This window comes from Flaviaestuariibacter terrae (assembly GCF_054777635.1).
Genome location: NZ_BAAHAL010000008.1, coordinates 1,497,327 through 1,521,735 on the forward strand (window position 1 = coordinate 1,497,327; position 24,409 = coordinate 1,521,735).

The 24,409-nt window shown below is 60.5% G+C and carries 22 protein-coding genes; 18 read left to right on the forward strand and 4 right to left on the reverse strand.

The window, feature by feature from the left end; translation table 11 throughout:
- Positions 1–68: 68 nt before the first annotated feature.
- The 6 genes from ACYU7Z_RS14750 (at position 69) to ACYU7Z_RS14775 (ending at position 5,207) form a co-directional block, all read left to right on the forward strand.
- Positions 69–527, forward strand: coding sequence for a sigma-70 family RNA polymerase sigma factor (locus ACYU7Z_RS14750; protein WP_460572414.1), 459 nt, complete (start codon positions 69–71; stop codon positions 525–527).
- Entirely contained in the window at positions 524–2,005 is a 1,482-nt protein-coding gene (locus ACYU7Z_RS14755) for a phytoene desaturase family protein (RefSeq protein ID WP_460571801.1), read from the forward strand. Before ACYU7Z_RS14750 ends, ACYU7Z_RS14755 begins: the two co-directional genes overlap by 4 nt.
- Positions 2,002–2,844 (forward strand): phytoene/squalene synthase family protein, encoded by an 843-nt coding sequence (locus tag ACYU7Z_RS14760; RefSeq protein ID WP_460571803.1) that lies wholly within the window; start codon positions 2,002–2,004, stop codon positions 2,842–2,844. The genes ACYU7Z_RS14755 and ACYU7Z_RS14760 overlap by 4 nt, the downstream gene beginning before the upstream one ends.
- Positions 2,844–3,431, forward strand: a complete 588-nt coding sequence (gene idi, locus ACYU7Z_RS14765) for an isopentenyl-diphosphate Delta-isomerase (protein WP_460571805.1) — start codon at positions 2,844–2,846, stop codon at positions 3,429–3,431. The genes ACYU7Z_RS14760 and idi overlap by 1 nt, the downstream gene beginning before the upstream one ends.
- Positions 3,431–3,931 (forward strand): sterol desaturase family protein, encoded by a 501-nt coding sequence (locus ACYU7Z_RS14770; protein ID WP_460571807.1) that lies wholly within the window; start codon positions 3,431–3,433, stop codon positions 3,929–3,931. Before idi ends, ACYU7Z_RS14770 begins: the two co-directional genes overlap by 1 nt.
- A gap of 109 nt (positions 3,932–4,040) precedes the next feature.
- On the forward strand, positions 4,041–5,207 hold the full coding sequence (locus ACYU7Z_RS14775; RefSeq protein ID WP_460571809.1) for a Rossmann-fold NAD(P)-binding domain-containing protein: 1,167 nt from the start codon (positions 4,041–4,043) through the stop codon (positions 5,205–5,207).
- A 7-nt stretch (positions 5,208–5,214) separates the two neighbouring features.
- On the opposite strand, the gene trxA is transcribed toward ACYU7Z_RS14775, so the two are convergent.
- A complete protein-coding gene (gene trxA, locus ACYU7Z_RS14780) occupies positions 5,215–5,517 on the reverse strand; it encodes a thioredoxin family protein (RefSeq protein WP_460571811.1) in 303 nt (100 codons plus the stop codon).
- Positions 5,518–5,718: 201 nt separating this feature from the next.
- Here trxA and ACYU7Z_RS14785 point away from each other — a divergent pair, with 201 nt between their 5' ends.
- Both ACYU7Z_RS14785 and ACYU7Z_RS14790 read left to right on the forward strand, forming a co-directional pair.
- Entirely contained in the window at positions 5,719–5,967 is a 249-nt protein-coding gene (locus ACYU7Z_RS14785) for a hypothetical protein (protein ID WP_460571812.1), read from the forward strand.
- A 46-nt stretch (positions 5,968–6,013) separates the two neighbouring features.
- Positions 6,014–6,388 (forward strand): hypothetical protein, encoded by a 375-nt coding sequence (locus ACYU7Z_RS14790; protein ID WP_460571814.1) that lies wholly within the window; start codon positions 6,014–6,016, stop codon positions 6,386–6,388.
- Between the two features lie 50 nt (positions 6,389–6,438).
- Here the strand turns inward: ACYU7Z_RS14790 and ACYU7Z_RS14795 are convergent, their stop codons facing one another.
- Positions 6,439–6,834 (reverse strand): lipocalin-like domain-containing protein, encoded by a 396-nt coding sequence (locus tag ACYU7Z_RS14795; protein ID WP_460571816.1) that lies wholly within the window; start codon positions 6,832–6,834, stop codon positions 6,439–6,441.
- Between the two features lie 124 nt (positions 6,835–6,958).
- Between ACYU7Z_RS14795 and ACYU7Z_RS14800 the strand changes: the two genes are divergently transcribed.
- A complete protein-coding gene (locus tag ACYU7Z_RS14800; protein WP_460571818.1) occupies positions 6,959–8,851 on the forward strand; it encodes a DEAD/DEAH box helicase in 1,893 nt (630 codons plus the stop codon).
- On the opposite strand, the gene ACYU7Z_RS14805 is transcribed toward ACYU7Z_RS14800, so the two are convergent.
- Positions 8,848–9,231 (reverse strand): zinc finger Ran-binding domain-containing protein, encoded by a 384-nt coding sequence (locus ACYU7Z_RS14805; protein WP_460571820.1) that lies wholly within the window; start codon positions 9,229–9,231, stop codon positions 8,848–8,850. The genes ACYU7Z_RS14800 and ACYU7Z_RS14805 overlap by 4 nt on opposite strands.
- A gap of 95 nt (positions 9,232–9,326) precedes the next feature.
- Here ACYU7Z_RS14805 and ACYU7Z_RS14810 point away from each other — a divergent pair, with 95 nt between their 5' ends.
- The 4 genes from ACYU7Z_RS14810 to ACYU7Z_RS14825 all read left to right on the forward strand — a co-directional run bounded on the left by ACYU7Z_RS14810 (position 9,327) and on the right by ACYU7Z_RS14825 (position 16,516).
- Positions 9,327–12,497, forward strand: a complete 3,171-nt coding sequence (locus ACYU7Z_RS14810; protein WP_460571822.1) for a hypothetical protein — start codon at positions 9,327–9,329, stop codon at positions 12,495–12,497.
- Positions 12,498–12,565: 68 nt separating this feature from the next.
- Positions 12,566–14,515 (forward strand): sensor histidine kinase, encoded by a 1,950-nt coding sequence (locus ACYU7Z_RS14815; RefSeq protein WP_460571824.1) that lies wholly within the window; start codon positions 12,566–12,568, stop codon positions 14,513–14,515.
- Positions 14,481–15,116, forward strand: a complete 636-nt coding sequence (locus tag ACYU7Z_RS14820) for a response regulator transcription factor (protein ID WP_460571826.1) — start codon at positions 14,481–14,483, stop codon at positions 15,114–15,116. The genes ACYU7Z_RS14815 and ACYU7Z_RS14820 overlap by 35 nt, the downstream gene beginning before the upstream one ends.
- A 212-nt stretch (positions 15,117–15,328) precedes the next feature.
- Entirely contained in the window at positions 15,329–16,516 is a 1,188-nt protein-coding gene (locus tag ACYU7Z_RS14825) for a thioredoxin family protein (RefSeq protein ID WP_460571828.1), read from the forward strand.
- Between the two features lie 327 nt (positions 16,517–16,843).
- On the opposite strand, the gene ACYU7Z_RS14830 is transcribed toward ACYU7Z_RS14825, so the two are convergent.
- Entirely contained in the window at positions 16,844–17,242 is a 399-nt protein-coding gene (locus ACYU7Z_RS14830) for a hypothetical protein (protein WP_460571830.1), read from the reverse strand.
- A 173-nt stretch (positions 17,243–17,415) separates the two neighbouring features.
- On the opposite strand from ACYU7Z_RS14830, the gene ACYU7Z_RS14835 reads away from it, so the two are divergent.
- The 5 genes from ACYU7Z_RS14835 (at position 17,416) to ACYU7Z_RS14855 (ending at position 24,359) form a co-directional block, all read left to right on the forward strand.
- Positions 17,416–19,710 carry a caspase family protein gene (locus ACYU7Z_RS14835; RefSeq protein ID WP_460571832.1) on the forward strand — a complete coding sequence of 765 codons (2,295 nt, stop codon included), beginning with the start codon at positions 17,416–17,418 and terminating at the stop codon, positions 19,708–19,710.
- 5 nt (positions 19,711–19,715) lie between these two features.
- The gene (locus ACYU7Z_RS14840) at positions 19,716–21,242 is read left to right on the forward strand and encodes a S1C family serine protease (RefSeq protein ID WP_460571834.1); all 1,527 of its coding nucleotides are present in this window, start codon (positions 19,716–19,718) and stop codon (positions 21,240–21,242) included.
- A gap of 140 nt (positions 21,243–21,382) precedes the next feature.
- Positions 21,383–22,558: a CHASE2 domain-containing protein gene (locus ACYU7Z_RS14845; protein ID WP_460571836.1), complete on the forward strand. Its 1,176-nt coding sequence runs from the start codon at positions 21,383–21,385 to the stop codon at positions 22,556–22,558.
- Between the two features lie 3 nt (positions 22,559–22,561).
- A complete protein-coding gene (locus ACYU7Z_RS14850) occupies positions 22,562–23,434 on the forward strand; it encodes a hypothetical protein (RefSeq protein WP_460571838.1) in 873 nt (290 codons plus the stop codon).
- Positions 23,421–24,359 carry a hypothetical protein gene (locus tag ACYU7Z_RS14855; protein ID WP_460571840.1) on the forward strand — a complete coding sequence of 313 codons (939 nt, stop codon included), beginning with the start codon at positions 23,421–23,423 and terminating at the stop codon, positions 24,357–24,359. The genes ACYU7Z_RS14850 and ACYU7Z_RS14855 overlap by 14 nt, the downstream gene beginning before the upstream one ends.
- The last annotated feature ends 50 nt before the right edge of the window (positions 24,360–24,409 follow it).

Here is a 24,409-nt window from a genome sequence, read left to right on the forward strand (position 1 = left end):
CCGTCTTTTGTATAACTTTGATTTACTAAAGTTTAAACAGGATGGGAATTCAGGAGTTTAACAGCTTGGTGGTTCATAGCGCCGAAGGCCTCCGACCCTTTGCCATCACGCTGACCAAAGACCGCGAGGCCGCGCAGGACCTGTACCAGGAAACGGTGTACAAGGCCCTGGCCCACCGCGACAAGTACCAGCCCGGAACCAATATCCGCGCCTGGCTGAGCACGATCATGCGCAATATCTTTATCAACGACTACCGGCGTGCCGAGCGCAAGCGCGGCGTGTTCGACACGGTGGCCTATGTTGCCCGTAACGACGAGCCGCGGATGGGCGCCGACGGGCGTCTCCGCCTGCAGGAAATAAATACCGCGCTATACGGTTTGCCCGTTATTTTTAAGCAAGCGTGTCTCCTCTACCTGCAGGGCTACAAGTACCAGGAGATCGCCGATGCGCTCCAGGAGCCGCTGGGCACCATCAAGAGCCGCATTCACTTTGCCCGTAAAATGCTTCAAAAACAACTTGATCGATGAAACGAAGCGTCCTGGTTATCGGCGCCGGCTTTGCCGGGTTATCGGCAGCGGCTTTCATGGCGCGTGCCGGCTGGTCGGTGACCGTTCTCGACAAGAACGCCACTGCCGGAGGCCGTGCGCGCCGGCTCCAGGAAGAGGGCTTCACCTTCGACATGGGCCCTTCCTGGTACTGGATGCCCGATGTCTTTGAGCGCTTCTTCGCGCAATTCGGCAAAAAAGTTTCCGACTATTACAGCCTTACCCGCCTCGACCCTTCGTACCGCGTGTACTGGGCCGACGGCTCCACGGATATTCCCGCCGATTACGAAGCCTTCCGCGCTCTTTTCGAAAGGATCGAGCCGGGTTCCGGCGCGCGCCTCGATCACTACCTGAAGGAGGCTGCCCATAAATACAGCATCGGGATGCAGCGTCTCGTGTACAAGCCGGGCCGATCCGTGAGCGAGTTTCTCGACTGGGATGTGCTGCGCAACGTGCTGCGGCTCGATGTCTTTACGTCCATCAAAAAGCACATCGCCCGGCACTTTAAAAATGAGCGCCTCCGGCAGCTGATGGAATTTCCCGTGCTCTTTCTCGGTGCCCTCCCCGAAAACACGCCGGCCCTCTACAGCCTGATGAATTACGCCGACATCCGCGGCGGCACCTGGTACCCCGAGGGCGGCATGTGGAGCATCGTCGCGGCGATGCAGTCGCTTTGCGAGGAGCTGGGTGTGCAGTTCCGCCTCGGTGAGGAAGCCCGGGAGATCGTGGTGCGCAACCGCACGGCCACCGAGGTGCGTACCGACAAGGGTACCTATACGTTCGACGCGGTGATCAGCGGCGCCGACTACCATTTTACCGAGACCAGCCTGCTGCCTCCCGAGGCCCGCACCTATAGCGAAACCTACTGGCAGCGCCGCGTGCTGGCGCCTTCCTGCCTGATGTATTACGTGGGCCTCAACAAGCGGGTTGCGAACCTCCCGCACCACGCCCTCTTCTTCGACGTGCCATTCGACCGCCATGCCCGCGAGATCTACAGCGACCCGCAGTGGCCCAGCGAGCCGCTGTTCTACGTGTCGGCTTCCTCGAAGACGGATCCCACCGTGGCCCCTGAAGGCTGCGAGAACCTCGTGTTTCTCATTCCCGTTGCCGCGGGCCTCGGCTCGGATACCGTAGAAATACGGGAGCGCTATTTCGACCTGATCCTGCAGCGGCTCGAGCGCCACCTCGGTGAGCCGCTCCGCGATGCGATCATCTATAAAAAGTCATTTTCCGTAAGCGATTTCGAACGCGACTACCACTCGTTCAAAGGAAACGCGTACGGCCTTGCCAACACCCTTTTGCAAACCGCCATCTTCCGTCCCTCCTGCCAGAGCAAAAAAGTTCCCAACCTATTTTATACCGGCCAGTTCACCGTGCCGGGGCCGGGTGTGCCGCCCAGCCTCATCAGCGGTGAAGTGGTAGCGGCAGAAGTAGTCAAACAGTTCAACGGTACGTTATGACAGAAGCCCTTTTCCATAAGACCAGCAGCGACTGCAGCCGGGTGGTGACGCTGAATTACAGCACGTCGTTTTCATCGGCCATCCGCCTCCTGCACGCCGACCTGCGCGGGCCCATCTTCAACATTTACGGCTTTGTGCGTCTTGCCGACGAGATCGTCGACACCTTTCACGGCCACGACAAGATCCTGCTGCTGGAGCAATGCCGCAACGAAACTTTTGCCGCCATTGAGCGCCGCATCAGCCTCAACCCGATCCTCGACTCGTTCCAGCAAACGGTCAACGAGTTCGGCATCGACCACGAGCTGATCGAGGCGTTCTTCCGGAGCATGGCCTCCGACCTGTCGCAGCAGGCCTACGACCGCCAGGGGTACGAGGAGTATATCTACGGATCGGCGGAGGTAGTGGGACTCATGTGCCTGTATGTATTCTGCGAGGGCCGGCGCGACCAGTATGAGCGGCTCCGCGGCGCGGCACGTGCGCTGGGTGCGGCCTTCCAGAAAGTCAATTTTCTCCGCGACATCCAGGCCGACTACCAGGTGCTGTCGCGGATGTATTTCCCGGGCTGCGACTTCCACAACTTCAGCGCCCGCGACAAGGAGCAGATCGAGGCCGACATAGAAGCCGACTTCCGCGCCGCCTACGACGGGATCCTGCAGCTGCCGCTGAAAGCGCGCTTCGGGGTGTACGTTGCGTACAAATATTATTACTCGCTGTTTCGCAAGATCAAAAACACGGAGCCCGCGCATATCCTGCAGAAGCGGATCCGGATACCCAACTATTACAAGGCGTACATTGTGCTGCGGGCCAGTGTGAAAAACCGCCTGCGAATGATCGGATGATGATGGAGCCACAAGTGGTGCTGGTGAATGAGCGCGACGAGCCGCTCGGAACGGCGGGGAAGATGGATGCGCACGAGCGCGGGCTGTTGCACCGCGCCTTCAGCGTTTTTTTGTTCGACAGCGCGGGCCGGATGCTTTTGCAGCAACGGGCCGCGGGAAAATACCACGGCGGCGGGCTCTGGAGCAATGCCTGCTGCAGCCATCCCCTTCCGGGCGAGGTGCCCGGCGCAGCCGCACAGCGCCGCCTGCGCGAGGAGCTCGGGATCACGGTGCCGGTCCAGGCAGCCTTCTCGTTCACCTATCGGGCCGAGGTAGAGAACGGGCTCATCGAGCACGAGTTCGATCATGTGTTCACGGGGCTGTACGAAGGGATTTTTTCGCTGAATCCTGACGAAGTGGCCGCTGTGCGCTACGTAAGCATGAGCGAACTGGAACAGGAATTGCGCGATAACCCGGAGCGGTTCACGCAATGGTTCCGCCTTATTTACGAACGGGTACACCAGGTCTGGCGCGCGGCACCCGGTTACACCGGACAGGCTGCCTCCTCCGGGCCGGCGCAGGATGACAAGAAAACATTCGAATTGTAATGACTGTATTGTATTTCATATTGGTCCTTTTTGCCACCTTCCTCATCATGGAGGGCATCACCTGGCTTACGCATCGCTACGTGATGCACGGCTTCCTGTGGTACCTCCACCGCGATCATCACCAGGTAGAGCCGGGATTCTTTGAAAAGAACGACCTGTTCTTCGTGATTTTCGCCGTACCCAGCATGCTCCTAATCGGTTTCGGCGTAAGCCGCGGCATCTGGTGGGAGGCCGCCATCGGCTTCGGCATCATGGCCTACGGCGCCGCCTACTTCATCGTGCACGACGTCATCATCCACCAGCGCTTCAAGTGGTTCAGCCGGAGCAACAGCACCTATGTGCGTGCCATCCGCTGGGCCCACAAGATGCACCACAAGCACCTGAACAAGGAACACGGCGAAAGCTTCGGCATGCTGATGGTGCATAAGAAATACTGGGAAAAGGTGCGGCGCGACAAGCGGTTGATGAAGGCCCAGAAAGTAGGCTATGCGCCGGAATAGAAGACAGTTTGGAGATTGGGGTTTGTAGTTTGAAGTTCCTCCATACGCAAACCTTTGACAGTGTGCGCCAGCCAACTCCAAACCCCAAACTCCAAACCCCAAACTTTTCATGCAAACCGTTTCGGTATCCGATGTACTTCCCGAATATGATTATCTCTTCGCCGGCGCGGGTTGCGCGGGGCTGAGCCTGCTGTACCAGTTGGTCCGAAGCGGCGGAGCGGCGGGGAAGAAGATCCTGCTGGTTGATGCTGATGCGAAGGAAGCCAACGACCGCACCTGGTGCTTTTGGGAAAAAGAGCCGGGGCCGTTCGAGGCCATCGTGCACCGGCGCTGGCCGCTGCTCGATTTTTTTTCGCCCCGCTTTCACCGTACGCTCAACATCGCACCCTACGAGTATAAGTTGATCCGCGGGCAGGATTTTTACCGCTATTGCAAAGACGCCGCGGCCGGCTTTCCCGGTATTCACTTTGTGCAGGGGCGCGTCGAGGGAGTGTTTTCGTCGGCAGCCGAAGGCACCGGTATCCGCGTGGGCGGAAGGTCGGTTCGGGGCCGCTTTGTATTCAACAGCATTTACGAGCGACCGGTGCCGAAGCGGGGGATGCACTGGCTGCTCCAGCATTTCAAGGGTCGGCTGATCGAGGCGCCGGGCCCGGTGTTCGATCCGAAGCGGGCCACGCTGATGGACTTCCGCGTGCCGCAGGCCGAGGGAACGTCGTTCGTGTACGTGCTGCCCTTCAGTGATCGGCAGGCGCTGGTGGAGTATACGCTTTTTACGGAAGCGCTGCTGCCGCGGGCGGCTTACGACGCGGCGCTCGACGACTATATCCACCGGTTCCTGGACATCCCGCAGTATACGATCCTCGAAGAGGAGTTCGGGGTGATCCCGATGACGAACCACCGCTTTCCGCGGCGGCACGGCAACATCGTCCACCTCGGTACCGCCGGGGGGCGCACAAAGGGTTCCAGCGGATATACCTTCCGCAATATCCAGCAGCACAGCGCCGCGATCGCCGCCAGTCTCGGCGCCAAGGGGCATCCCTTCGATGCGCCCGCGCCGGCAGGCCGCTTTCATTTTTACGATTCGGTGCTGCTCGACATCCTGCAGCGGCGCAGCCTCGAGGGCGCCGCGATCTTCCGCGATCTTTTTGAAAAAAACGATCCCCGCCGCGTGCTGCAGTTTCTCGACAACGAGAGCAGCCTCGGAAGGGAGTTATCGATCATCGCCACGCTGCCCGCGCTGCCCTTTGCCCGGGCGGCCCTGCGGCAGCTGTTCTGAGCGAAACTTACATGCCGCCGTACTGCCGGATCGCCTGTGCGAGCGCGGGTGCGGGCACGACCCCCGACTGCCGCCATTTGATGGCGCCTTTGCGAAACAGCATCAGCGTCGGAACACTCTGAACGCCATAATACTCCGCAGCCTGCCGGTTGCGGTCGATATCGATCTTGACGATCGTCACCCCGTCGCCAAGCTGGCTTTTTGTTTCCTGGAGAATGGGGGCCATCATCTTGCAGGGGCCGCACCACTCGGCGTAGAAGTCAACCAGCACGGGCTTATCGGTATTGATCAGTTCCTGGAAAGAGGCCATGATTGTTTGATTTATCCGCTGCAATACCACCACAATCGTACCAGCCGGCTGTGCTTTGTCCGGGTATACCGTATATCTACGGGTGATTCCTCAACAATCCGGGCGTGAAAACCGCGTGAAACCGGGCGGCCCGGTTATTGCAGGGCCTGATTAGGTGTCTCCCGGTTCCCGGCTGCCCGATTGCTCACCAACCTCCGGCTTATGCAATTCGCTGAATTCAAGCTTCTTTCGCTTCCCGTGCAGGCGCATATCATCTGCGAGCAAGGGGTGCTCCTCTGTGAGCGCCGGGAAGACGACTACCTCATTGCACTCTACAGCCTCGATTCGTTTTACGTGGAGGTCTATTACCGGCTTCCGAGCGAGGAAGTGGAAAAATTCCGCAGTTTCCACAGCACCGACCTCCTCGAGCCCTACCTCGGTGCGATCCGTTTTGAGGAACTCGTTGGCTAGTGGTGAGGCGGCATTAAATTGGTAGCAGTTCCACTAAACAACCGATATGGACAATAAGACCTGGGACGGCACTCCGAACGACAAGGAAATGAAGGCCAACGACCGCACTTCTGAAATGACCGACATGGCATCGCTGATCAACAAGCTCACCGTGGACGGCTATGTAGACCAGTTCCGCGTGGAGAAGGGAAAGCTGGTCAGTATGGATGATAAGAAATCCTTTAAACCCAAGGATATCAAGACGGCTAATTTTTACCGCTTTGAAGGCATTTCCAATCCCGACGATATGTCGATCGTGTATGCCATCGAAACCATCGACGGCCACAAGGGTACGCTCATTGACGCCTACGGAAGCTATGCCGACGAGGACGTCAGCAAGTTCATCCAGGACGTTGAGGTGAAAAAGCAATTGAACCCCTGAGGCGGACCGCCTCCGGAGCGAAAAAAGTCCCCGCAGCGCGGGGACTTTTTTTATGGCCGGGTGAAGCCGAGTTGGTAGCGAAACCGGAAGCCGTTCCGGCTGCGCTCGCACTCGAGGGTCAGCGTCCGCTCGCCCTGCTCGCGTATTTCATAGGTTATGCTGTCAAGGAGAAGGTGGCCGTTCTCGAGGCGCCAGCTGCCGTGGCGCGCGCTGCCGAAGTTGCAGGCCATACCGCTGTCGGCTACCTCGTAGCTGCCATCGGCGGCGAAGATCCAGCGGTCGTCGAGCTCGCAGGGATCGTGGTAGTAGGTGTTCCAGAGGCTCTGGCCGTTCGCCTGCTCGGCGGTTTGCTGCCAGGCACCGGTCAGCGCTGGTCCGGCATCCGCGCGGCCACCCTTGGAGCAGGCGGCCAGCAGCGGAAGCAGGAAAAGAATGGTGTTTTTCATGACCCGAAGTTGGCCCCCGCGCCGGGGCGATTCCAAGGGATTTTGCCGCGACCTGCCTGTTATTTTTCCCGCCGGTTGCTGCTGTTTTTCCCGCCACAGCGGGCGCCCGGTTACCTTTACATCCATGGATTATTTCAAAGACCTGCAGCGCCTGCTGCGGCTCGAAAAGGAAGAGGACCGCCGCAGCTGGGAGTCGATGGCCCTGTCGGTGCCGCTCGCCGACCGCCGCGCCGCGGGGAGCAGCTGGTTCCCGGTGGCCATCCGCGACACCGAGATCGGCCGGGGCGATTACCTCAGCGTGGAGCTGGAGCGAACGACGAATACCGATATCCAGCACCAGTTCCGCTTCGGCGCTTCGGCCGCCCTTTTTTCCAACCACGATCCGAAATCCGACCGCGCCGAAGGGGTCATCACCTACGTCGGCGGCAACAAGATGAAGCTGTCGCTGCGCGTCGACGAGCTCCCCGACTGGACCCGCAACGGCAAGCTCGGTGTAGACCTGCTCTTTGACGAGAACAGCTACGAGGAGATGGAGCGCGCGCTCAAAGTGGCGCCCGACCGGGCCGCGCAGCGCGAGGAGGGCCGGTTGACGCGGGTGCTCTCGGGGATGGAAGCCCCGACCTTTCATTCGGAGCTGGCGTACCAGCCGCTGCCGCAGCTGAACGAAAAGCAGAACGAAGCGGTACAAAAGATCCTGTCGGCCAACGAGCTGGCCATCGTGCATGGCCCCCCGGGCACAGGGAAAACAACCACGCTCGTGCAGGCGGTGCGGCTGCTGGCGCAGCGCGGCGAGGGAGCGGTACTGGTAACAGCACCGAGCAACGCCGCCGTTGACCTGCTCAGCGAGCGTCTTGCCGCCGAAGGTCTCAACGTGGTGCGCGTGGGCAACCCGGCCCGCGTGTCGGAGCGGCAGCTGGCCCTCACGCTCGACGAGCGGATGAGCGGTCACCCGCAGATGAAGGAGATCCGCCGGATGAAGCGGCAGGCCGCCGAATACCGCGACATGGCGCAGAAATACAAGCGATCCTTCGGGCCGGCAGAGCGCGAGCAGCGCAAAGCGCTCTTTGCCGAGGCCCGCAACATAGCCGCCGAGATCGAGCGCACGGAGCAATACATCGCGCAGGATATCCTTGGCCGCGCCCAGGTGATCACCTCCACGCTGGTGGGCGCGAGCCACTACTCGGTACGGGGCCTGAAATACGATACCGTAGTGATCGACGAGGCCGGCCAGGCCCTTGAGCCGGCCTGCTGGATCCCGCTGCTGAAGGGCCGGAAGGCCGTTCTCGCGGGCGACCACTGCCAGCTGCCGCCCACCATCAAGTCGCAGGAGGCGGCCCGTGCTGGCCTCGAGCGAACGCTGCTGGAAAAGTGCGCCGGGCGCTACCCCGAGGCCGTGGTGCTGCTGGAGGAGCAATACCGCATGCACGAGTTGATCATGAACTTTTCGTCGCGCGAATTTTATGGTGGCAGGCTGAAAGCCGCGCCTGCCGTGGCGGAGCGCAGTTTGCCGGGACAAGCGCCGCTGCGCTTTATCGATACGGCCGGCTGCGGCTACGAGGAGAAGCAGGAGGGGACGCGCATTGCCAATCCGGAAGAGGCCGCCTTTCTTATCCGGCAGGTCGAGCGCCTGCTGGAGGAGCTCCCGGAGGGCGCGCCGCGGCCCTCGGTGGGCGTCATCTCGCCATACCGGCAGCAGGTGGAGCTGCTCAAGGAGCTGGCCGCCGCCAGTCCCGCGCTGGCGGGCTACGAGGGACTCAGCGTCAATACCATCGACGCCTTCCAGGGACAGGAGCGGGGCGCCATTTTCATCTCGCTGGCCCGCAGCAACCCCGACAACGTGATCGGCTTCCTCTCGGAAGTGCGGCGGATGAACGTAGCGCTGACGCGCGCGCAGATGAAGCTGGTGGTGCTGGGCGACAGCGCCACGCTGGGTCAGTACCCGTTTTATGCCGACTTCATCAGCTATGCGCAGGAACACGAAAGCTACCTGAGCGCCTGGGAGCTGATGGACCTTTAATAGTGGAGAATGCGCCGGATATTGAAATAGGCGATCGCGACAGCGGCGATGACGATGATGACCCGGTAGACGCTCCGCTTGCTGAAGAGGAACAGGATGGCAAATAACAGGACCGGATACCCAAACGCGATGACGCGGGAAACCTTCTCTCCCTGAAGCTGTTCGGCCATGGGGCGTGCTGCCTGAATCCGCCCGTACCAGAAACCAAATGCGCTCACGCCAAGAGTGGTAAGCGCAATGAGCAGGTAGCCGGTATCGGAAACGCGGCGCTCCGGCTTTTGCTCCGGGGCGAACAGGTCGCCCTCGTGGAGCGGCTTGCCGCACTGGCGGCACACGGTGGCGGAGGCATCATTGAAGGCAGTGCAATGCGGGCAGGTCATTCGGCGGGGGATGGGAACGGGCGGAAATTAATACTTCTTTCGCGGTATTGCACAGGCGGCGGAATAATGGGAACTTTCGGTCCTAACTGCTGTTTATGTTGAAAATGATCATTCCTGTTGTTCTGTGCTGCCTGTCTCTTTTGCCGGCGGCCGGCTCCGGTGTGCCGAAGCACCGGTTTGGCAGCTCGATCGTCAAAAGCATTACGCTCGCCCGGGAAAATTATGGCTACTTCCTGTCGAAGCAAAGTCCCGACAGCGCTGTAGCCTTGCTCTACCGGTCGATCGGCAGCGACACGTTTTCCAATACCGCCGATGGCAACCGACTGCGGATCCTCAGGCAGGTGGAGCGCAAGAACGTGCGGGTGTTCCGGTGCTTCTACCGCAGCGGCAATACGATCGACCGCTACGTTGATCTTGGGCCGGCCGGCGAGCTCCTGATGGAGCGGAGCCCGGTGGCGGGAGCCGACCACGCGATTGAACAACGCAATTTTTATCCGGATGGTACCCTGCGACGCATCCGGCGTTTCCACTACAACCCCGTTGCTACAAGAGATGGGAGCGAGGAGCCGTGGTACACGGTCGTTAACACGGGACTGGTCAAGGAAGGCCCCGATCAGTTCTATCATCCCAACGGCCGGATGCGCGTTACGCTTTTTTACCGGCAAGGCGCGCTGCTGGACAGTACTTATACGGAGTGGGACGCTGGCGGGAATCTCTTGCGTACGACCCGCAGTGTCAACGGTGTCTTTCGCATAGAAAAGCAAGCGAAAACAGACAATGCGCAGGCCCGCCGCAAGGCTTTCCTGGTCGGGCTGGATTATTTTTCACCGGAACCCGGCACACCGGGAGTCCGCGAAAAGATGTTCGTGGACCTGGACGGCGCCGGCAACGACATTGCGATGCTGAAAAGAGCCCTGGAAGCCGGGCGGGGCTTTCTTCCGCAACACATTGTTTCGATCAGCGGGCGACAGGCAACGCGCACCTTCATGCTGCGGTCGTTCGAGGCTTTTGCCAGCCAGGTGCAGAACGGCGATATCCTGTTCCTGCATTTTTCCGGACAGGGGTTTCTGAAAATGACGTCGGAAGGGGGCAAAACCCTGGCGCTCCCGACGAGCGATATCTGGCGCTACGGCAAGGATACCATCTATGCTACCGATTCCGGAATGATCAGCCAGAAAGAGCTGCAGGCGTTCCTTCACAGCCTGCAGAAGCGGGCCGGCCCAACGGGGCAGGTCATTCTTTCGCTGGATGTCTGTCACTCCGGGGCGCTCCTCTCGGACACGACCGACCTGCGGCCTGCGGCCACTGACCGGGAGCGGGTCTTTGCGCGTGGTGAATCGCCCAACCTGCTGCTCAACTTTGTGGAAGACGGCAGCACTCCATCGGCCATCCTGACGGCAACGCTGGAGGATCAGTATAGCTTTGAGATGAAGGATGAAAATGACTTTCCGGTCGGGGCGTATTCGTATATGCTGGCCAGGTCCCTGGGCAATCCCTTTGTCAACGACCCGAAAGAGCTCATCGAGATGATTGCAGAAAGCATGATCGAGAAGGGCTTACGGCAGGAGCCGGCTGTCCTTGCCAACAAAGCGTTCAACATTTTCGAGGAGAGCGCGGCCCCGGAAGCGGGCACGCTGCTATCCCTTCCCCGGGTGAAGGCCGCCGGCAATGCATTCGTTCTTTCCGTTGGCGTGAGCAAATACCCGTCCTCTCTCCAGCAGGCAACCTTTGCGAATGCCTCGCTGGACGCGTCTTCCTACCACCAGTTTTTCGGGCACTCCTTTAAGCGCTTCGCCGGCAGCGACACGTCGAGGAAGATCCGGGCCCTGTTACTGCAGGACACGGCAGCAACAAAGGCGGGCATACTGAAAGGCCTCAATGATGCCATCTCCCTGACAAAGCCGGCAGATTATTTCGTATTCAACTTTTCGGGCTATTGCCGCAGCCTGAAGGACAGCAGCGGGCGCGCTCAGACCTGGTTTGTTCCGTATGGACTCGAAAAGATGGATGATGAGGCACAGATCCGCGCGCAGGGCATTTCACTGAAGCAGCTAAAAGACCTGCTGCAACTCGTGCCGGCCAACAACCAGCTGTTCATCACGGAGGCCGGCAGCACTGCCGACTTCCCGAAGGAATTCATCCAGGCGCTTATCGAGGCAAGTCCCACGGTGGCGGCGCTTTCCAACAAGAACCGGATCTTCCTGGTGCCGAAAAGCAGCGGCCTGGACCGCTTTCGCTGTGCCGGGCTAACCGTAGCCCACGGCCCGCTCAACCACTATGTCACGAGCCTGCCCGCGGAGCTCAACATCTTCGGGATCTTCACCGATAGCCTGTACCGCGAGGCGATCCGGTATGCGTTGACGCGCTCGGAGGTAACCTGCGATTATTTCCGTACCGGCTATTTCGACATGTTCTCGGAAAAGGAATTTGTGCGCAGCCTGAGCTCCCTGCTCCCCGAGGAGATGATGCAGTCACGGGGAGTCGCCGTTGGCGCCCGCGAGCGACAGGCCTTCCAGGAAGGGATCGGCCATCGCTATGCCCTTGTTGTGGGCACCGACCGTTACGCCGGGAAGCCCGATTGGCGCGACCTCGACAACCCGGTATTCGATGCGCGCGATATTGCGGCTTCGCTGAAACGCAACTTCGGATTCGATACCCTGTTGCTCGTCGATCAGCCTTCCGACAGCCTCTATGCCCGCATCCTCTACCTATCGCAGCACCTGCAGCCTTCGGACCAGCTGCTTGTGTACATCGGCGGCCATGGTGACTTTGATGACCGTCTTTTCGATGACGGCTTTATCGTGAGCGGCAACTCGCGGGCCGTAAAGGAAGATCCGTACCGCAACACGTACCTCCAATATTCGAAGCTTTCGCGGATGATCAACCGGCTGCCGGCCACGCAGATCCTGATGGTGCTGGACGTGTGCTTTGGCGGCACCTTCGACGAGCGCGTCGCCCGCAACAAGAGCCGGGCCCGCGAATACGATGACCTCGCGCAGGCCGCTTATGTATCGGAGAAGCTGAAGAAGCGAACCCGTATCTACCTCACATCCGGCGGCAAGCGCGAGGTGCCCGACGGTTACAAAGGCAAGCACTCGCCATTTGCGGTGCGCCTGCTTGAAGCCCTGCAAACAAAGGGTGGCGCCGGCCGGCTGCTCACCGCCACAGACCTGTTCCAATTTGTTCAGAAGCTGCCGTCGGGACCTTTGCTTGGCTCCTTCGGCGACGATGAGCCCGGGAGCGAGTTTGTCATGGTGGGGCAGTAGCCCGGGCATGATTACCCTCTTTTAAGTATAGGCCATCCCCGCGCTTTTTCCGACCTTGCCTGTCAACCATGCAACTGCGTCTCCTGTTTTTTTGCCTGCTGCTGACCGCCCGTGCCGCTGCCCAATGGGACAGCGGGCTGCGTGGCCGCGCGCTTTTTCTTGAGCTGGAAGGCATCAGGCGGCTCCCGGAAGGGGAGCGGGCACCGGCCCTCGTGCGGGTAGCCACCGATGCCGCTGAGCCCGCCCGGGAATTGCTGCGGCTGCTCGCCACGGCCCGGCGCTCCGAGACCGCTCCCGGCCGCCTTGCGCTGCTGGAGGCCGCCGCTGCCCGCGTGGGTGCGTTGGGCGCGAACCGTAGTTCTACGGAAGCGGACCATGTCGCCGCCGATCGCGCTCTTGCACGTCTTACGCCCGATACCGCCACCCAGGTACGGCTGCTGCTGGCCGATGCGGCCGCGTTCGCGGGCAACAGCACCAGGAGCGCCGCGTACCGCCTGCAGGCCGAAGCGGCCTTTGCCGGTGCGCGCAGCCAGCAGCGTCTCGCCAACCTCGACGCCCTGGGACGCATCGCCAGCGGTCCCGCCGTCAGCCATGGCTACAACGAGCTGCTCCGCACCGCGTCGCTCAGCGAAGGTGACCGCGTGCACATCCTGAGCCGCCTCCTCATCAACTTATGCCGCCTCGGTGCCGGCCTTTCGGCGCAGGAGCCCGCGCGCCAGCTGCAGGCCGCACTGCGGCGCCCGCCCGCGGGCTACGATGCCGCCGAGGCCGACCTTGCCGGCGCCCTCTACGCGGAGGGCCGCGGGCGCCTTCTCGAGGCTTCGGCACTTTATAGCCGGATTGCCGCCGCCGCGCCATCGCCTTCGGCAACGGAAGGCCTCATTGCCGCCGGCGACTTTCACAGCCGCCACCTGCGCGCCGATTCGGCCCGGTGGTACTTCGCGCGTGCCCGCAGCGGTGCCGGTTTTACCGACACACCCGGGTTGCAGTTTCTCTGGCAGCAGGCCCGCGCCGCCGACGCTGCCCGCTTCCGGCAGGCAGTGCCCGCTGCCTTCCGCGCCGCGCTGCAGCGCCAGGATTCGTTGTACCGCGCCGAGCTGCAAACAGGAACCCGCGAGCTTGCGCTGCAATACGAGCTGCTTGAAAGCGACGCCAAGGCCCGCGCCCTCCGCGACCGCCAGCAGCTCGAAGCGCTTCGCTACCAGCAGCAGCGGCAACGTACCTGGATCGCGCTGCTGGCCCTAGGCTGCCTCAGCCTGCTGGGGCTTGGCGCCGCCCTCCTTCTGAACCAGCGCCGACGCCATGCCGCGCGCCTGCATGCCGCCGAACTGGAGCGCCGCGAGATCGAACACCGCACACAGCTGATGACCGAACTGGCGCAGGCCCAGGAGGCCGAGCGTGGCGCGATCGCCGGCCAGCTGCACGACGAGATCGGAACGATGCTTTCGGTGGCGCGGATGAACCTTTCGGCCGGCAGTGACCCTGAGCATCTTCAAACCGCCGGCAAGCTGCTGGGCGATGTGGCGCAGACCGTGCGCGTGATGAGTCACCAGCTGATGCCCGTGGCGCTGCAGCAATATGGCTTCCGGCAGGCGGTGGAGCAACTGGTGGCCGACATCAACGCCGCAGGCAAGCTGCCCGTGGAGCTCGCGCTGGTAGGCTTCGGCGGGCAGCGCTTTACGGATCTTTTTTACAGCAGCTGTTACCGCATGCTCCAGGAGCTGCTCCAGAATGTGCTGAAGCATGCCGATGCGCGCCATGCGCTGGTGCAGTTGGTGGAACATCCCGATTTGGTATCTTTAATGGTAGAAGACGACGGACGTGGCATCCGGCAGGGAAGCACCGGCGGTGCGGGACTGAAGCTCCTCGCCTCGCGCGTGGCTTTCCTACAGGGAAGCCTCCACATCGAAAGCGACGGGAGCGCCGGCACCACGGTGATCATCGAGCTTCCGGTGCTTCCGGCCTTCTTAATCCAAAACGAACATGCAGCAACCCGTACGGATCTTCATCGCGGATGACCACCAGATCCTGGTGGACGGACTTATTTCCTTTTTCGAAAAGACGGAGCACGTGGAGGTGGTGGGCGCCGCCAACGACGGGCGCAGCCTGCTCAGCAACCTGCAGGCCGCCGACCCCGACATCGTGCTGCTAGATCTCAACATGCCCGGGATGGACGGGGTTACCGCCCTCGAGCAGATCACAGCCCGCTTTCACCGTGTGCGCGTCATCATCCTGTCGAACTACCAGCAAAGCGGCCTGATCAAAAGCTGCGAGCAGAAGGGCGCCTGGGGCTACCTGCTCAAGAACGGCTCCATGGACGACCTGCTCGATGCGATCGATGGGGTGATGGAGGGAAAGAAGCAGTTTCCCGCGCCGCCCGAAGCCGTTGAAGAAAAGCCGCACTACCTCGATTCCTTTCTCCAGCAATACAGCCTCACCAACCGCGAGGTCGACATCATCCGCTCCATCTGCAGCGAGCTGAGCAGCAAGGAGATCGCCAGCCAGCTGCACATCAGCGAGTTCACCGTCAACACCCACCGCCGCAACATCATGCGCAAGCTCAATGTGCGCAACGCGGCGGGGATCATCAATTTCGCTGCGCAGAATAAACTCGTTTGACGATGTAGGATCTCGGATCTCGGATCTAGGATCTCGGATCCTAGGATCTGGGATGTATTTCGGCATCCCATTACATCAGCCATCCTACATCAGCGATCCGACATCGGCCATTGTGCATCTGTTAACGCGGCGTGAATCACTACAACTAAGTATAGGCCCCTTCCGGGGCCTTTTGTTGGTTTGCTGTATTCCCTAACAGCAAAAACATGGTTATGAAAAAGCAATCCCTTCTCTTCCTTCTTCTGCTCATCATCAGCTTTTCGGCGCTTGCCGGCACCGGCATCCGCTTCGTGGAAAACAAGAAATGGAAAGAGATCCTCGCGCTCGCGAAGAGCCAGCACAAGCCGATCTTCCTCGATGCATATGCTTCCTGGTGCGGCCCCTGCAAGCGGATGAAGGAATCCGTATTTCCCCAGTCGATGGTGGGGGACCTGTACAATGCAAAATTCATCAACGTAAAAATGGATATGGAAGAAGGCGAAGGGATTGCCCTGGCGCGGGAGCTGAATATTGAGGCCTACCCGACCTTTTTCTTTCTCAATGAAAAGGGCGAGCTGCTGCATAAGTCGGTGGGAGCACTCAACGCCGTTGCCTTCCTGGAGCTTGGCCGGACGGCCCTCGACCCGGGACGCCAGTTCTACACACGGAAGCGCGAGGCCGAAGCGGGCAAGCTGACCCCTGCGCAGGCGCATGCGTGGCTCGCCGAAGCCGAGCAGACCGATGCCGGCGCCATCGACAGCACCGTGGCCCGCTACCTGCGCCGCGTGTCGTACCCGCTGCTCGACTCCGATATGCTGCACATTGTGCTCGACTACGGGCGCAATCCAACCCGCGCACAGATCGACTTCCTCTTCGCCAACAGCGCCGAAGTGGCCCGTATCCTTGGCTACACGGCACCGGAGCTTGAGCGAAACCTGCTCCGCAGGCTCCGGAATTACGCGCTCAACCTGTCGGCAGCAAGCGACTCGGTCGACTTTCATGCCTTCGAGACCGTGGTTCAGGGCTACGCACCCGGCGCGGTGCGGACCGAAACCGAGAAGCTCCGCGCCAACTGGTACTTTACCAGCGAACAGGACGACGAAGGGATGGCGGCGCTGCTGACGCTGCTGCAATTACGGAACAGCCGTCTCTTTGCCGAAGACATCGCCGACCTTTTCCTCGAGCATGCAAAGCGGATCGCGCCGCATAGCCGCGCCGGGGAAGTGTTGGCGGCCCTCAAAGCTTTTGTGCCGCGCAGCGACGAGCCCAAGCTGTTTTACCGCGATGTTGCCCTGCTCGTGATCTTTCTAAAGCAGAAAGACAGCGACGGCATCCGCACCTATGCGCAGGCCCTTTACGACAATCCAGCCGTGCCCGAAGGCCTGCGCGAGCAGGTGAAGGACCTCCGCGACTACCAATAAACCAGGGTTTTGCTTTATAGACACGCCCCCGGCATTCCTGCCGGGGGCTTTTTCCGCCGGTTGCCCGAAAGCTTCGACTGTGCGCCGTGTACGATTGCGGCAGAAAAGCGATGGGGGCGCTTCAACGGAAAGGGCCGCGTCGATCGGCAACCTGACGAACCGGGGCATAGTCGGGGGCGTCTTTCTGCAGCCGCAAATAAGGAGGCTTGATCGGGTGACTGTTTTCTCCGCGCTGCATGCCGCAACTCTTTAAGAGATAGTGAGCGCGCGCAACGGGCATAAAAAAAGGCCGCCCGGGGGGCGGCCTTCAGAAAAGTTAGAGTAAGATTATTGCAGCTTGTAGGTAACAGCAGTGTTGGTGCAGCTGCCGGAATCGCTCCACTCACGGGTACCGCCAACCGAAACTGCGTAAACGGTCGTGTAGCCATCGCCTACGGTAACGGTGCCTTTGCCCCAGGCGTCAACGGTGCCGCGGTAAACGCCGTCAACGTATACCTTGATGTAGAGGCTCGTCCAGTTGTCGAACGTGATGGAGCAGGCGCCACGGCTCTTCGTACCCTTCGTCATAACGTCGGTAGTGGGAGCGTCCTTCTTGATGTTGGGGTTGGCGCCGCGGCCCTTTGTGATGGCCTTGCCTTGTACGGTGCGCGTCGTCTGGGCGCTGGAATCCATGGAGGCGGTCATCAGGCCGGCGATCATAAGCAGGCTAAAAAGTACTTTTTTCATTTTGGTATGTTTTTATTTATCCAAATATAGCAGAAGCGTTCCTGAAAAGTAAATACCAATTAGTGGGTATTTTTACCCTCCTCCCTAATTAATAATTTCGTTTATCTTACTGCGTTGGCTGCTCGTATAAGTACGGACAGCCGCATACCTACTAACGGCAAAAAATTGATCGTATGAACCTTGTTCCCCTATCCCTGCTTCGCCGCGGCGCAATGGCCCTCGCTGCGCTGGCTATCGTGTCTGCAGCAGCTGCCCAGGAGCAGCGCGCACTCGTAATCGGCATCGACACGTACCAGCCGCCCGACGGTGTGACGCCGAGCAACGATGGGGGCCGGATCGATTTCCAGAACCTCGATGGCTGCAAGAACGACGCCCTGTCGATGAAGCAGCTTATTTCGCTTTATGGATTCTCCTCCGATAACACCCGCGAGCTGTATGACCGCAACGCGACCCGCGACGCGATACTCGCCGAAATGAATCGCCTCCTCAGCGCAAGCAAAAAGGGTGATGTCGCCTTTATCTATTACGCCGGCCACGGCAGCCAGGTGCGCAACACCCGCAACGGCGAGGCCGACCAGCGCGACGAAAGCATGGTGCCTTCCAACACCTGGGAAAAAGGCGTGTCGGATATCCGCGACAAGGAGCTGGCCACCATCTTCAACAAGTTTATCGACAAGGGTGTGAAGCTGACGGTGATCTACGATTGCTGCCACAGCGGCTCCATGTCGCGCGGGGCGCCCCGCTACACCGCCACGAAGCCGCGGTTTATCGCGGGTACCAACGTCGATGTGGCCGATGCGGTGAAGCCCCCCGTGCCCGAGCGACGCCCCAACAGCGACTTCCTCATGATCTCCGCGGCGCAGGACAACGAGTTTGCGCAGGAGCTTGTCGACAACAACGGCCAGCCGCACGGTGCCTTTACGGTATCGCTGCTGCAGGCCATCCAGCAAAATTCGATCGACGTGCCGGTGAGCACGCTTTTCCAGAGCATCCGCAGCATCCTCAAATCGAACGGCATGCGGCAGGAGCCCGTGCTGGCGGCCACCGACGAGCGCCGGCACCAGAACCTGTTCGGCGTACCCGCTACGAAGCTGGTCGACGAGCTGCTGGTATCCGGACGCGTGGCCGAGAACGGCAAGGTGCGCCTGCAGGCCGGTATGGCGCTTGGCGTAGGCGTGGGCAACGAGCTCGAGCTGGTGAACGACAGTAAGGTGAAGCTGCGCATCACCGAAATGAAAGGCGTGGCCGAATCGGAGGCCGATCTCGTCAGCGGCAAGGCCGACGATATCAAGCCCGGGAGCCTCTTCCGCGTAACCAACTGGGTATCGACTACCGGCCCGCTGCTGAAGCTGTACCTCCCGAAAACCGTGTCGTTCGAAGAAGCGCAGAAATTTGCTGCCGTACTGGCGGAGGTGCGCAAGTCGCCGAAGATCCAGTGGATACAGCGGATCGACGAGGGCATTCCGGACATCAGTATCTATTTCCTCAATGGCAAGTGGATGATCGAAAATTCGGATAACCCCGCTCCCAAAGAGCTCGGTGCCTTTACAGCCGCCAACATCGTCGCCTCGAGCCAGCCCAGGGCCGGCGGCCGTCTCAGGAAAGTGTACATCGAGCTCCCGCCGACCGAAGACCTCGTGCGGGCCGTAAACGAGCAGTTCAGCAACTACAAGCAGCTCAAGCTCGTGAGCGATGCCTCGTCGGCCAACTACGTGCTGTACGGCACTGCCGACCAACAGGGTGCACTGGCGTATGGTCTCAAGCGGATCGAAGTGGACGTGAAAGACAGCCTGGAAGCGCTGCCCCTCCGTACGCGCTGGTTCCCGCTGGCCGCCGGTAAGGGCGCATCGGCGTCGGTTGCCGACAGCCTCTTTGAATACTCGCTTCGACTCGGCAAGGTGCGCGGCTGGCTGCTGATGGCGCCGCCGAAGAAATCTTCTTTCTTCCCCTTCCATCTCGAGGTGGTTGATGCCGCCAGCAAGAAGGCCATCGATACGGCCGGCGTACGCGTCGGCGATAAGGTCGATATCCGCCTGGTGGCCAACAGCAATTACCAGAGCAAGCCGATTCCGCAGAAATACATCTATGTCTTCGCCATCGACCGCAACGGCAAGATGACGCTGCTCTTCCCCGAGCCCAACGACGGCAACGTCGGCAACAAGTTCCCGCAGCGCAACGACAGCGGCAGCCTGCAAACGGACTTCACGGTAGTGGAAGACGCCGATATCGTAGCGCCGACCGGCACCGACAATTACTTCGTGCTGGCGAGCGAGTCGCCCATCGACAACTACGCGCTCCTTTTCAACCAGGATGGCGTGCGCGGTGGTGATACCCGCGGCACTCACGGCGCCGCCAACCCGCTCGACGACGTCATCAACATGGGCAACGCCAAGACCCGCGGCACCAGCCCCAATACGCCGGCCAACTGGAACCTGGTACGTCTTTCTGTCAAAACACGCTACAAATAACTGCTATGAACGTTCGCAACCTGCTTCAAAGCTTCCTGCTCGCGGCCCTGCTTCTCGGGGGTACGCTGGCGCGCGCCCAGGCGCCGTCGCCCACCTCCAGCACCCTCGAAGGTGCGCTCAGCGCCGTGGTGACGGTGGCCGTTTATGAAACGGACTTTGCCAAGCGCTCCCTTGGCTTCCGCGGCGCACCGGCCGACCAGGCCTATGCCAAGATGCTCGACCTGAGCGGCGCCTCGGGCTCCGGCTCCGGATTCATCATCCGACGTGGCGACCAGCTGCTGGTGATCACCAACGCACACGTGATCGAGCAGGCTGCCGACAAAGACGGATCGATCTACGTCTTCACGATCAACCGGAACAAGTACAAAGCAAAGGTGATCGGTGGCGACTCCTTCTACGACCTCGCGATCCTCGAGTTTGTAGACAAGCCCGGCGCCGAGGTGAGCAGCCTCGAGCTGCGCACGTCGCCGGCGCATATCGGCGAGCCGGTGTATGCCATCGGCAACCCGCTTGGCGAGTATCCCTATTCGGTGTCTGAGGGGATCGTAAGCGCCAAGAACCGCGTCCGTGGCGGCCTCACGGGTAAGTTCGGCTTCCTGCAAACCACCGCTACCGTGATCTGGGGCAACAGCGGCGGCCCGCTCGTCGACGCGCAGGGCCAGGTGATCGGGATCAACTCGCAGATCGCGTTTGCCCAGCAGGGCAATCAAAGCATCTGGCAGCCGCAGATCAACTTCGCCCTCGAGATGCCCATTGCCAGCCGCCTCATCAGCGAGCTGCTGGAAAACGGGATCGTGAGCCGCTCCTACTTCGGCCTGGAGCTGTCGCAGAAGCGCTCCGCGTACAACCCCGGGAGCCGCGAGTACGGCTACTACAGCCGCAGCTACCCTTCGGACGAATTCCCGGTGGTAGGAAAAGTGATCGAAGGGTCGCCGGCGATGGCGCTAAAGCCCTATGCCGGCTATTCGGTGACCGCCATCGATGGCGAAGCGGTGCGCAACCTCGAAGAAGTGCTTGGGAAATTCGAAAGCAGCAAGGCGGGGCAGGCCGTAACCTTTACGCTCAAAAAAGACGGCAAGACCGAACAGGTGAGCATTACACCTACTGCGCTCAACGTTGATAATTCGGCCCGTATCGGTGAAGCCTTCCTGAAGATGGCCAACGCGGCCTACGCGCAGGAAGCCCGTACGGTGCTGCTTCGTTTTGGCCAGGCAGGAAGCGGCTCCGGCAGCGGTACGTTGCAGAAAGGCTCGTCGATCGACTTTGCTTCCGAGCGCAGCGAAACCGCGCTGAGCGGTGAGTGGCAGGCCCTCGGCATCGGCTACTACCAGCAGCAGGGCGCCGAGTCGATGTGGCGCGTGCAGGATCTTGCCGATGTGGGCACGGCCGCACGCCTCAGCGGGCTGTTGGGTGTGGTCGACATTGCGCTGTTCCGCAAGGGCTCCAACCCCAATGTCAGCGACAACTACCGCATGAAGCGGGTGACCATCTCGGGCAACAACCACCAGCTGCAGCAAACACTCTGGTATTGATCTCGGATCTGGGATCTCGGATGTAGGATCTGGGATCTCGGATTTGCTATTCCTTTTCGATTCCGGATTTCAGATTGATCAGTCCGGATTTTTTTGCCGATGCCCGATTCCCGATCTTGCGGCCGCCCCAAGCTGTCCTTATGTTCCGATACTTGTTTAAAAGAGATACGTTTTTCGCTACCATCGCCGTTTTTGTGGTGATGGGGCTGCTGGCGCTCGTGCCGCTGAATACGCACGTGCTGGACCCGCTGAAGATGGCGCTTCACGACTTTGATTACAATGATCTCGCCTTTTCGAAAATGCGCAGCCGGAAGGCGTCGCCGAGCGACAGTGCCATCGTGCTGGTCAATATCGATACGGCGGGGCGCGCCACGCTGACGCATTACCTGGAACGGCTCAAGGAGCTCCATACCCGCGCCGTGGGCCTCGATGTGATCTTCGAGGAGCCGCGCGACTCGGCCACCGACGCCGCGCTCGGATCGGCCATGAGCGCACTTCCCAACCTCGTTACTTCGTACAGCCTCGAGGAAGACGGGCATCATACCGTCGTCCACGACCGGTTTGCAAACGCCGGCCGGAACAAGGGCTTTGTCAATTTCGTGGGCGAGGATACCGGCGTGATCCGCTACTTCACCCCGTTTGTACACGAGGAGCATGAAACCTACACCGCATTTGCAGCGGCCCTGAGCAAGGTTGCCGACCCCGGGGCTTACGAGGTGCTTGAAGCACGCGGCCACGAAACCGAGATCATCAACTACACGCGCCGGCAGGATGAATTCGTGGTGCTGGATGCGGAGGCGCTCTTCGACCCGGCATCGGCAGGATTGTTTGCCCAAAAGATCGTGCTGCTCGGCGATGTAACGACCGACCCGAACAACTTTGTCGACCGGCACTTTACACCCCTCAACCATCGCGTGGTGGGCAAAAGCTGGCCCGATATGAGCGGCGTGGTCGTTCACGCAAATGCGCTGCGCACGATCCTCGACCGTGACTACATCAACCGCGTTCCCGGCTGGATCAACTGGCTCATCGCCATCGTGCTTTGCTGGCTGATGTCGGCGCTCTTCATCCGCTTCTACCTCGACAAGCACCTGTGGTTCCACCTCGCAGCGAAGACGGCGCAGTTGCTCTTCGCCGTCCTGTTTGTATACCTCGGGCTCCTGTTCTTTGCACGGCTCCAGCTGAAGATCAACCTGACGCTGACATTGGTAGCCGTGATCCTCGTGGTCGACGTACTGTATTTCTACGAGGCACTCAGCGTGTGGCTGCACCGAAAACTGGGCTATAAAACGATCTTTTACCGCGAACATCATTAAGCCATGAAACAGCTGCTGTTCTCCCTTCTCCTGTTGCTCTCGGTGGCGGCTTTAGCCGCTCCTACCGACTACCGCGTGTATTACGTTAAGGGTGCGGTTAAGAAGGGAGCGACGTTGCTGCGCCGTGGCGACTCGCTCTATGCGCAGGATGCCGTGCAACTGCCGCCGGGAGCCGAGTTGTACCTCGTTTGCCGCGACTACAGCCTGCTGCAGCTGAAGAAGCCGGGAACTTTTGCCCTGCGGAGCGCGGCTGCGTGCCCGGGCAAGGCCTCGTCGCTGACGGCCTCCTACTTCAAATATGTGTGGGACGAGTTGCGGAGCCATCACGGGTCGCCGGAGCAAAACCCGCGGCACTATATGCGCAACAAGGGCGCCGTTTCGCGTGGGGATTGCCCCCTCGTGCAAACAGCCCTGTACACCGATACGATCTATGCAGTGAAGGGCGCCAGCCTTCCGATTTATTGGAAGGGCGCGATCCATGAGCCCTTTGTCAGCATTTTCCCCGACGAGCACGACCGCATACCGACACAGCAGGTAGCGATCCGGGCCGACCGCCCGATGAACCTGTCGCTGCTGCTGGGCCTTGCCGGGAAAGAGGATGCCCTGTACTGGTCGATCGGAGGTCGCAACAACGAAGGCTGCAACCGCAAATACCTGCAGGTTCTGCCAGCGGCCGAATACCGGTCGCGGGTGGCTGCGCTGCTGCAGTCGGTGCCGGTAACATCCGCTCCGGAAACAGCATTGCTCAAAGCTTTTGTGCTGGAGGAAAATCACTTCCCCGTGGAGGCGCTGCGCTATTACGCCCTGGCTTTTCAACTCGATCCCAAAAACCCGCGGACAGGAGCCGCGCTAAACCACTATCATGAAATCGAATAAGCAACTGGCGGCCCTGCTGCTCGCCGGAACCCTCTTTGCCGGCTGTGCGGGTTACCGCGCGGGCTCGGCATCGGAGAGCGAACACGTTACCGTCAAGATCGCCGAGAAGCCCGATGTGATCAACTACGCTGTGCTCAACAAGCAGGAAGTGCCTACGCTGGCAGCCCGCGGCGGCGGTCGCGGCGCGCTGACCGGACTGGCCGGCGGCGCCATCTCACTGGCCAGCGATGCCATCAAACAAATGATCGCCAAGGACAAGGCGAAATACAACGCCGAGTACAGCCAGGCGCTCACCGACCTGTATTTCTACGACCAGCTCTCGCCGCAGGGGCCCTTCGACCCGATTGGGATGCAATTCAACGGCTTCCGCATGGTGCGTACCTTTCAGAACCAGGGCCGCACCGACACCGCGCTGGTCGCCGAGTTCGAGCTCGATACCAGCAACCCCTACGAGATCATCAACAATTCCATTTTCCGCCTCAAGCTGCGCTCGCTGAAGCTCAATTACGCGAAGGCGAAGGTGGCCGCCAATGGTCGCCGAACCCTGAACATGGACTTCGAGATCACCTTCAACAGCTCGTATGTGAATGGCGATGGTGTGCTGTTCAAGAACGTGGAGCTCGGACGCTTTTATTTCTTTCTCCGCGATGCGCCCCTCGATCCGGCGGCGCCCGGTTTTGCCGAGTACTACAATAACCTGCAGGGCAAGCGTCTCGATGGCAAGAGCTTTATCGTGCCGCGCTCCTACGGCTACCGCGTCGTTGGCACCAGCGCCACGGAGCCCTCGTACAGCCAGGGTGCGTACGATATTCACATCAACGTAAAGGAAAGCTCGAAGAACTCCTTCGTGAACACCATGATCATCGACAACTCGGCCAGCGTGATCGATATGGTTGGTGATAAAGTGAAGGCGAAGATCAAGTAACAACCGCGCTCCGGAGGCTAAGCACGCGCATCGCCGTAGCGAAAATCTCC

What these genes read in the sequence shown, in the direction of transcription:
- ACYU7Z_RS14755 (WP_460571801.1), top strand. Translation starts at nt 524, where the DNA reads ATGAAACGAAGCGTCCTGGTTATCGGCGCCGGCTTTGCCGGGTTATCG.
- ACYU7Z_RS14760 (WP_460571803.1), top strand. Translation starts at nt 2,002, where the DNA reads ATGACAGAAGCCCTTTTCCATAAGACCAGCAGCGACTGCAGCCGGGTG.
- idi (WP_460571805.1), top strand. Translation starts at nt 2,844, where the DNA reads ATGATGGAGCCACAAGTGGTGCTGGTGAATGAGCGCGACGAGCCGCTC.
- ACYU7Z_RS14770 (WP_460571807.1), top strand. Translation starts at nt 3,431, where the DNA reads ATGACTGTATTGTATTTCATATTGGTCCTTTTTGCCACCTTCCTCATC.
- ACYU7Z_RS14775 (WP_460571809.1), top strand. Translation starts at nt 4,041, where the DNA reads ATGCAAACCGTTTCGGTATCCGATGTACTTCCCGAATATGATTATCTC.
- trxA (WP_460571811.1), bottom strand. Translation starts at nt 5,517, where the DNA reads ATGGCCTCTTTCCAGGAACTGATCAATACCGATAAGCCCGTGCTGGTT.
- ACYU7Z_RS14785 (WP_460571812.1), top strand. Translation starts at nt 5,719, where the DNA reads ATGCAATTCGCTGAATTCAAGCTTCTTTCGCTTCCCGTGCAGGCGCAT.
- ACYU7Z_RS14790 (WP_460571814.1), top strand. Translation starts at nt 6,014, where the DNA reads ATGGACAATAAGACCTGGGACGGCACTCCGAACGACAAGGAAATGAAG.
- ACYU7Z_RS14795 (WP_460571816.1), bottom strand. Translation starts at nt 6,834, where the DNA reads ATGAAAAACACCATTCTTTTCCTGCTTCCGCTGCTGGCCGCCTGCTCC.
- ACYU7Z_RS14800 (WP_460571818.1), top strand. Translation starts at nt 6,959, where the DNA reads ATGGATTATTTCAAAGACCTGCAGCGCCTGCTGCGGCTCGAAAAGGAA.
- ACYU7Z_RS14805 (WP_460571820.1), bottom strand. Translation starts at nt 9,231, where the DNA reads ATGACCTGCCCGCATTGCACTGCCTTCAATGATGCCTCCGCCACCGTG.
- ACYU7Z_RS14810 (WP_460571822.1), top strand. Translation starts at nt 9,327, where the DNA reads ATGTTGAAAATGATCATTCCTGTTGTTCTGTGCTGCCTGTCTCTTTTG.
- ACYU7Z_RS14815 (WP_460571824.1), top strand. Translation starts at nt 12,566, where the DNA reads ATGCAACTGCGTCTCCTGTTTTTTTGCCTGCTGCTGACCGCCCGTGCC.
- ACYU7Z_RS14820 (WP_460571826.1), top strand. Translation starts at nt 14,481, where the DNA reads ATGCAGCAACCCGTACGGATCTTCATCGCGGATGACCACCAGATCCTG.
- ACYU7Z_RS14825 (WP_460571828.1), top strand. Translation starts at nt 15,329, where the DNA reads ATGAAAAAGCAATCCCTTCTCTTCCTTCTTCTGCTCATCATCAGCTTT.
- ACYU7Z_RS14830 (WP_460571830.1), bottom strand. Translation starts at nt 17,242, where the DNA reads ATGAAAAAAGTACTTTTTAGCCTGCTTATGATCGCCGGCCTGATGACC.
- ACYU7Z_RS14835 (WP_460571832.1), top strand. Translation starts at nt 17,416, where the DNA reads ATGAACCTTGTTCCCCTATCCCTGCTTCGCCGCGGCGCAATGGCCCTC.
- ACYU7Z_RS14840 (WP_460571834.1), top strand. Translation starts at nt 19,716, where the DNA reads ATGAACGTTCGCAACCTGCTTCAAAGCTTCCTGCTCGCGGCCCTGCTT.
- ACYU7Z_RS14845 (WP_460571836.1), top strand. Translation starts at nt 21,383, where the DNA reads ATGTTCCGATACTTGTTTAAAAGAGATACGTTTTTCGCTACCATCGCC.
- ACYU7Z_RS14850 (WP_460571838.1), top strand. Translation starts at nt 22,562, where the DNA reads ATGAAACAGCTGCTGTTCTCCCTTCTCCTGTTGCTCTCGGTGGCGGCT.
- ACYU7Z_RS14855 (WP_460571840.1), top strand. Translation starts at nt 23,421, where the DNA reads ATGAAATCGAATAAGCAACTGGCGGCCCTGCTGCTCGCCGGAACCCTC.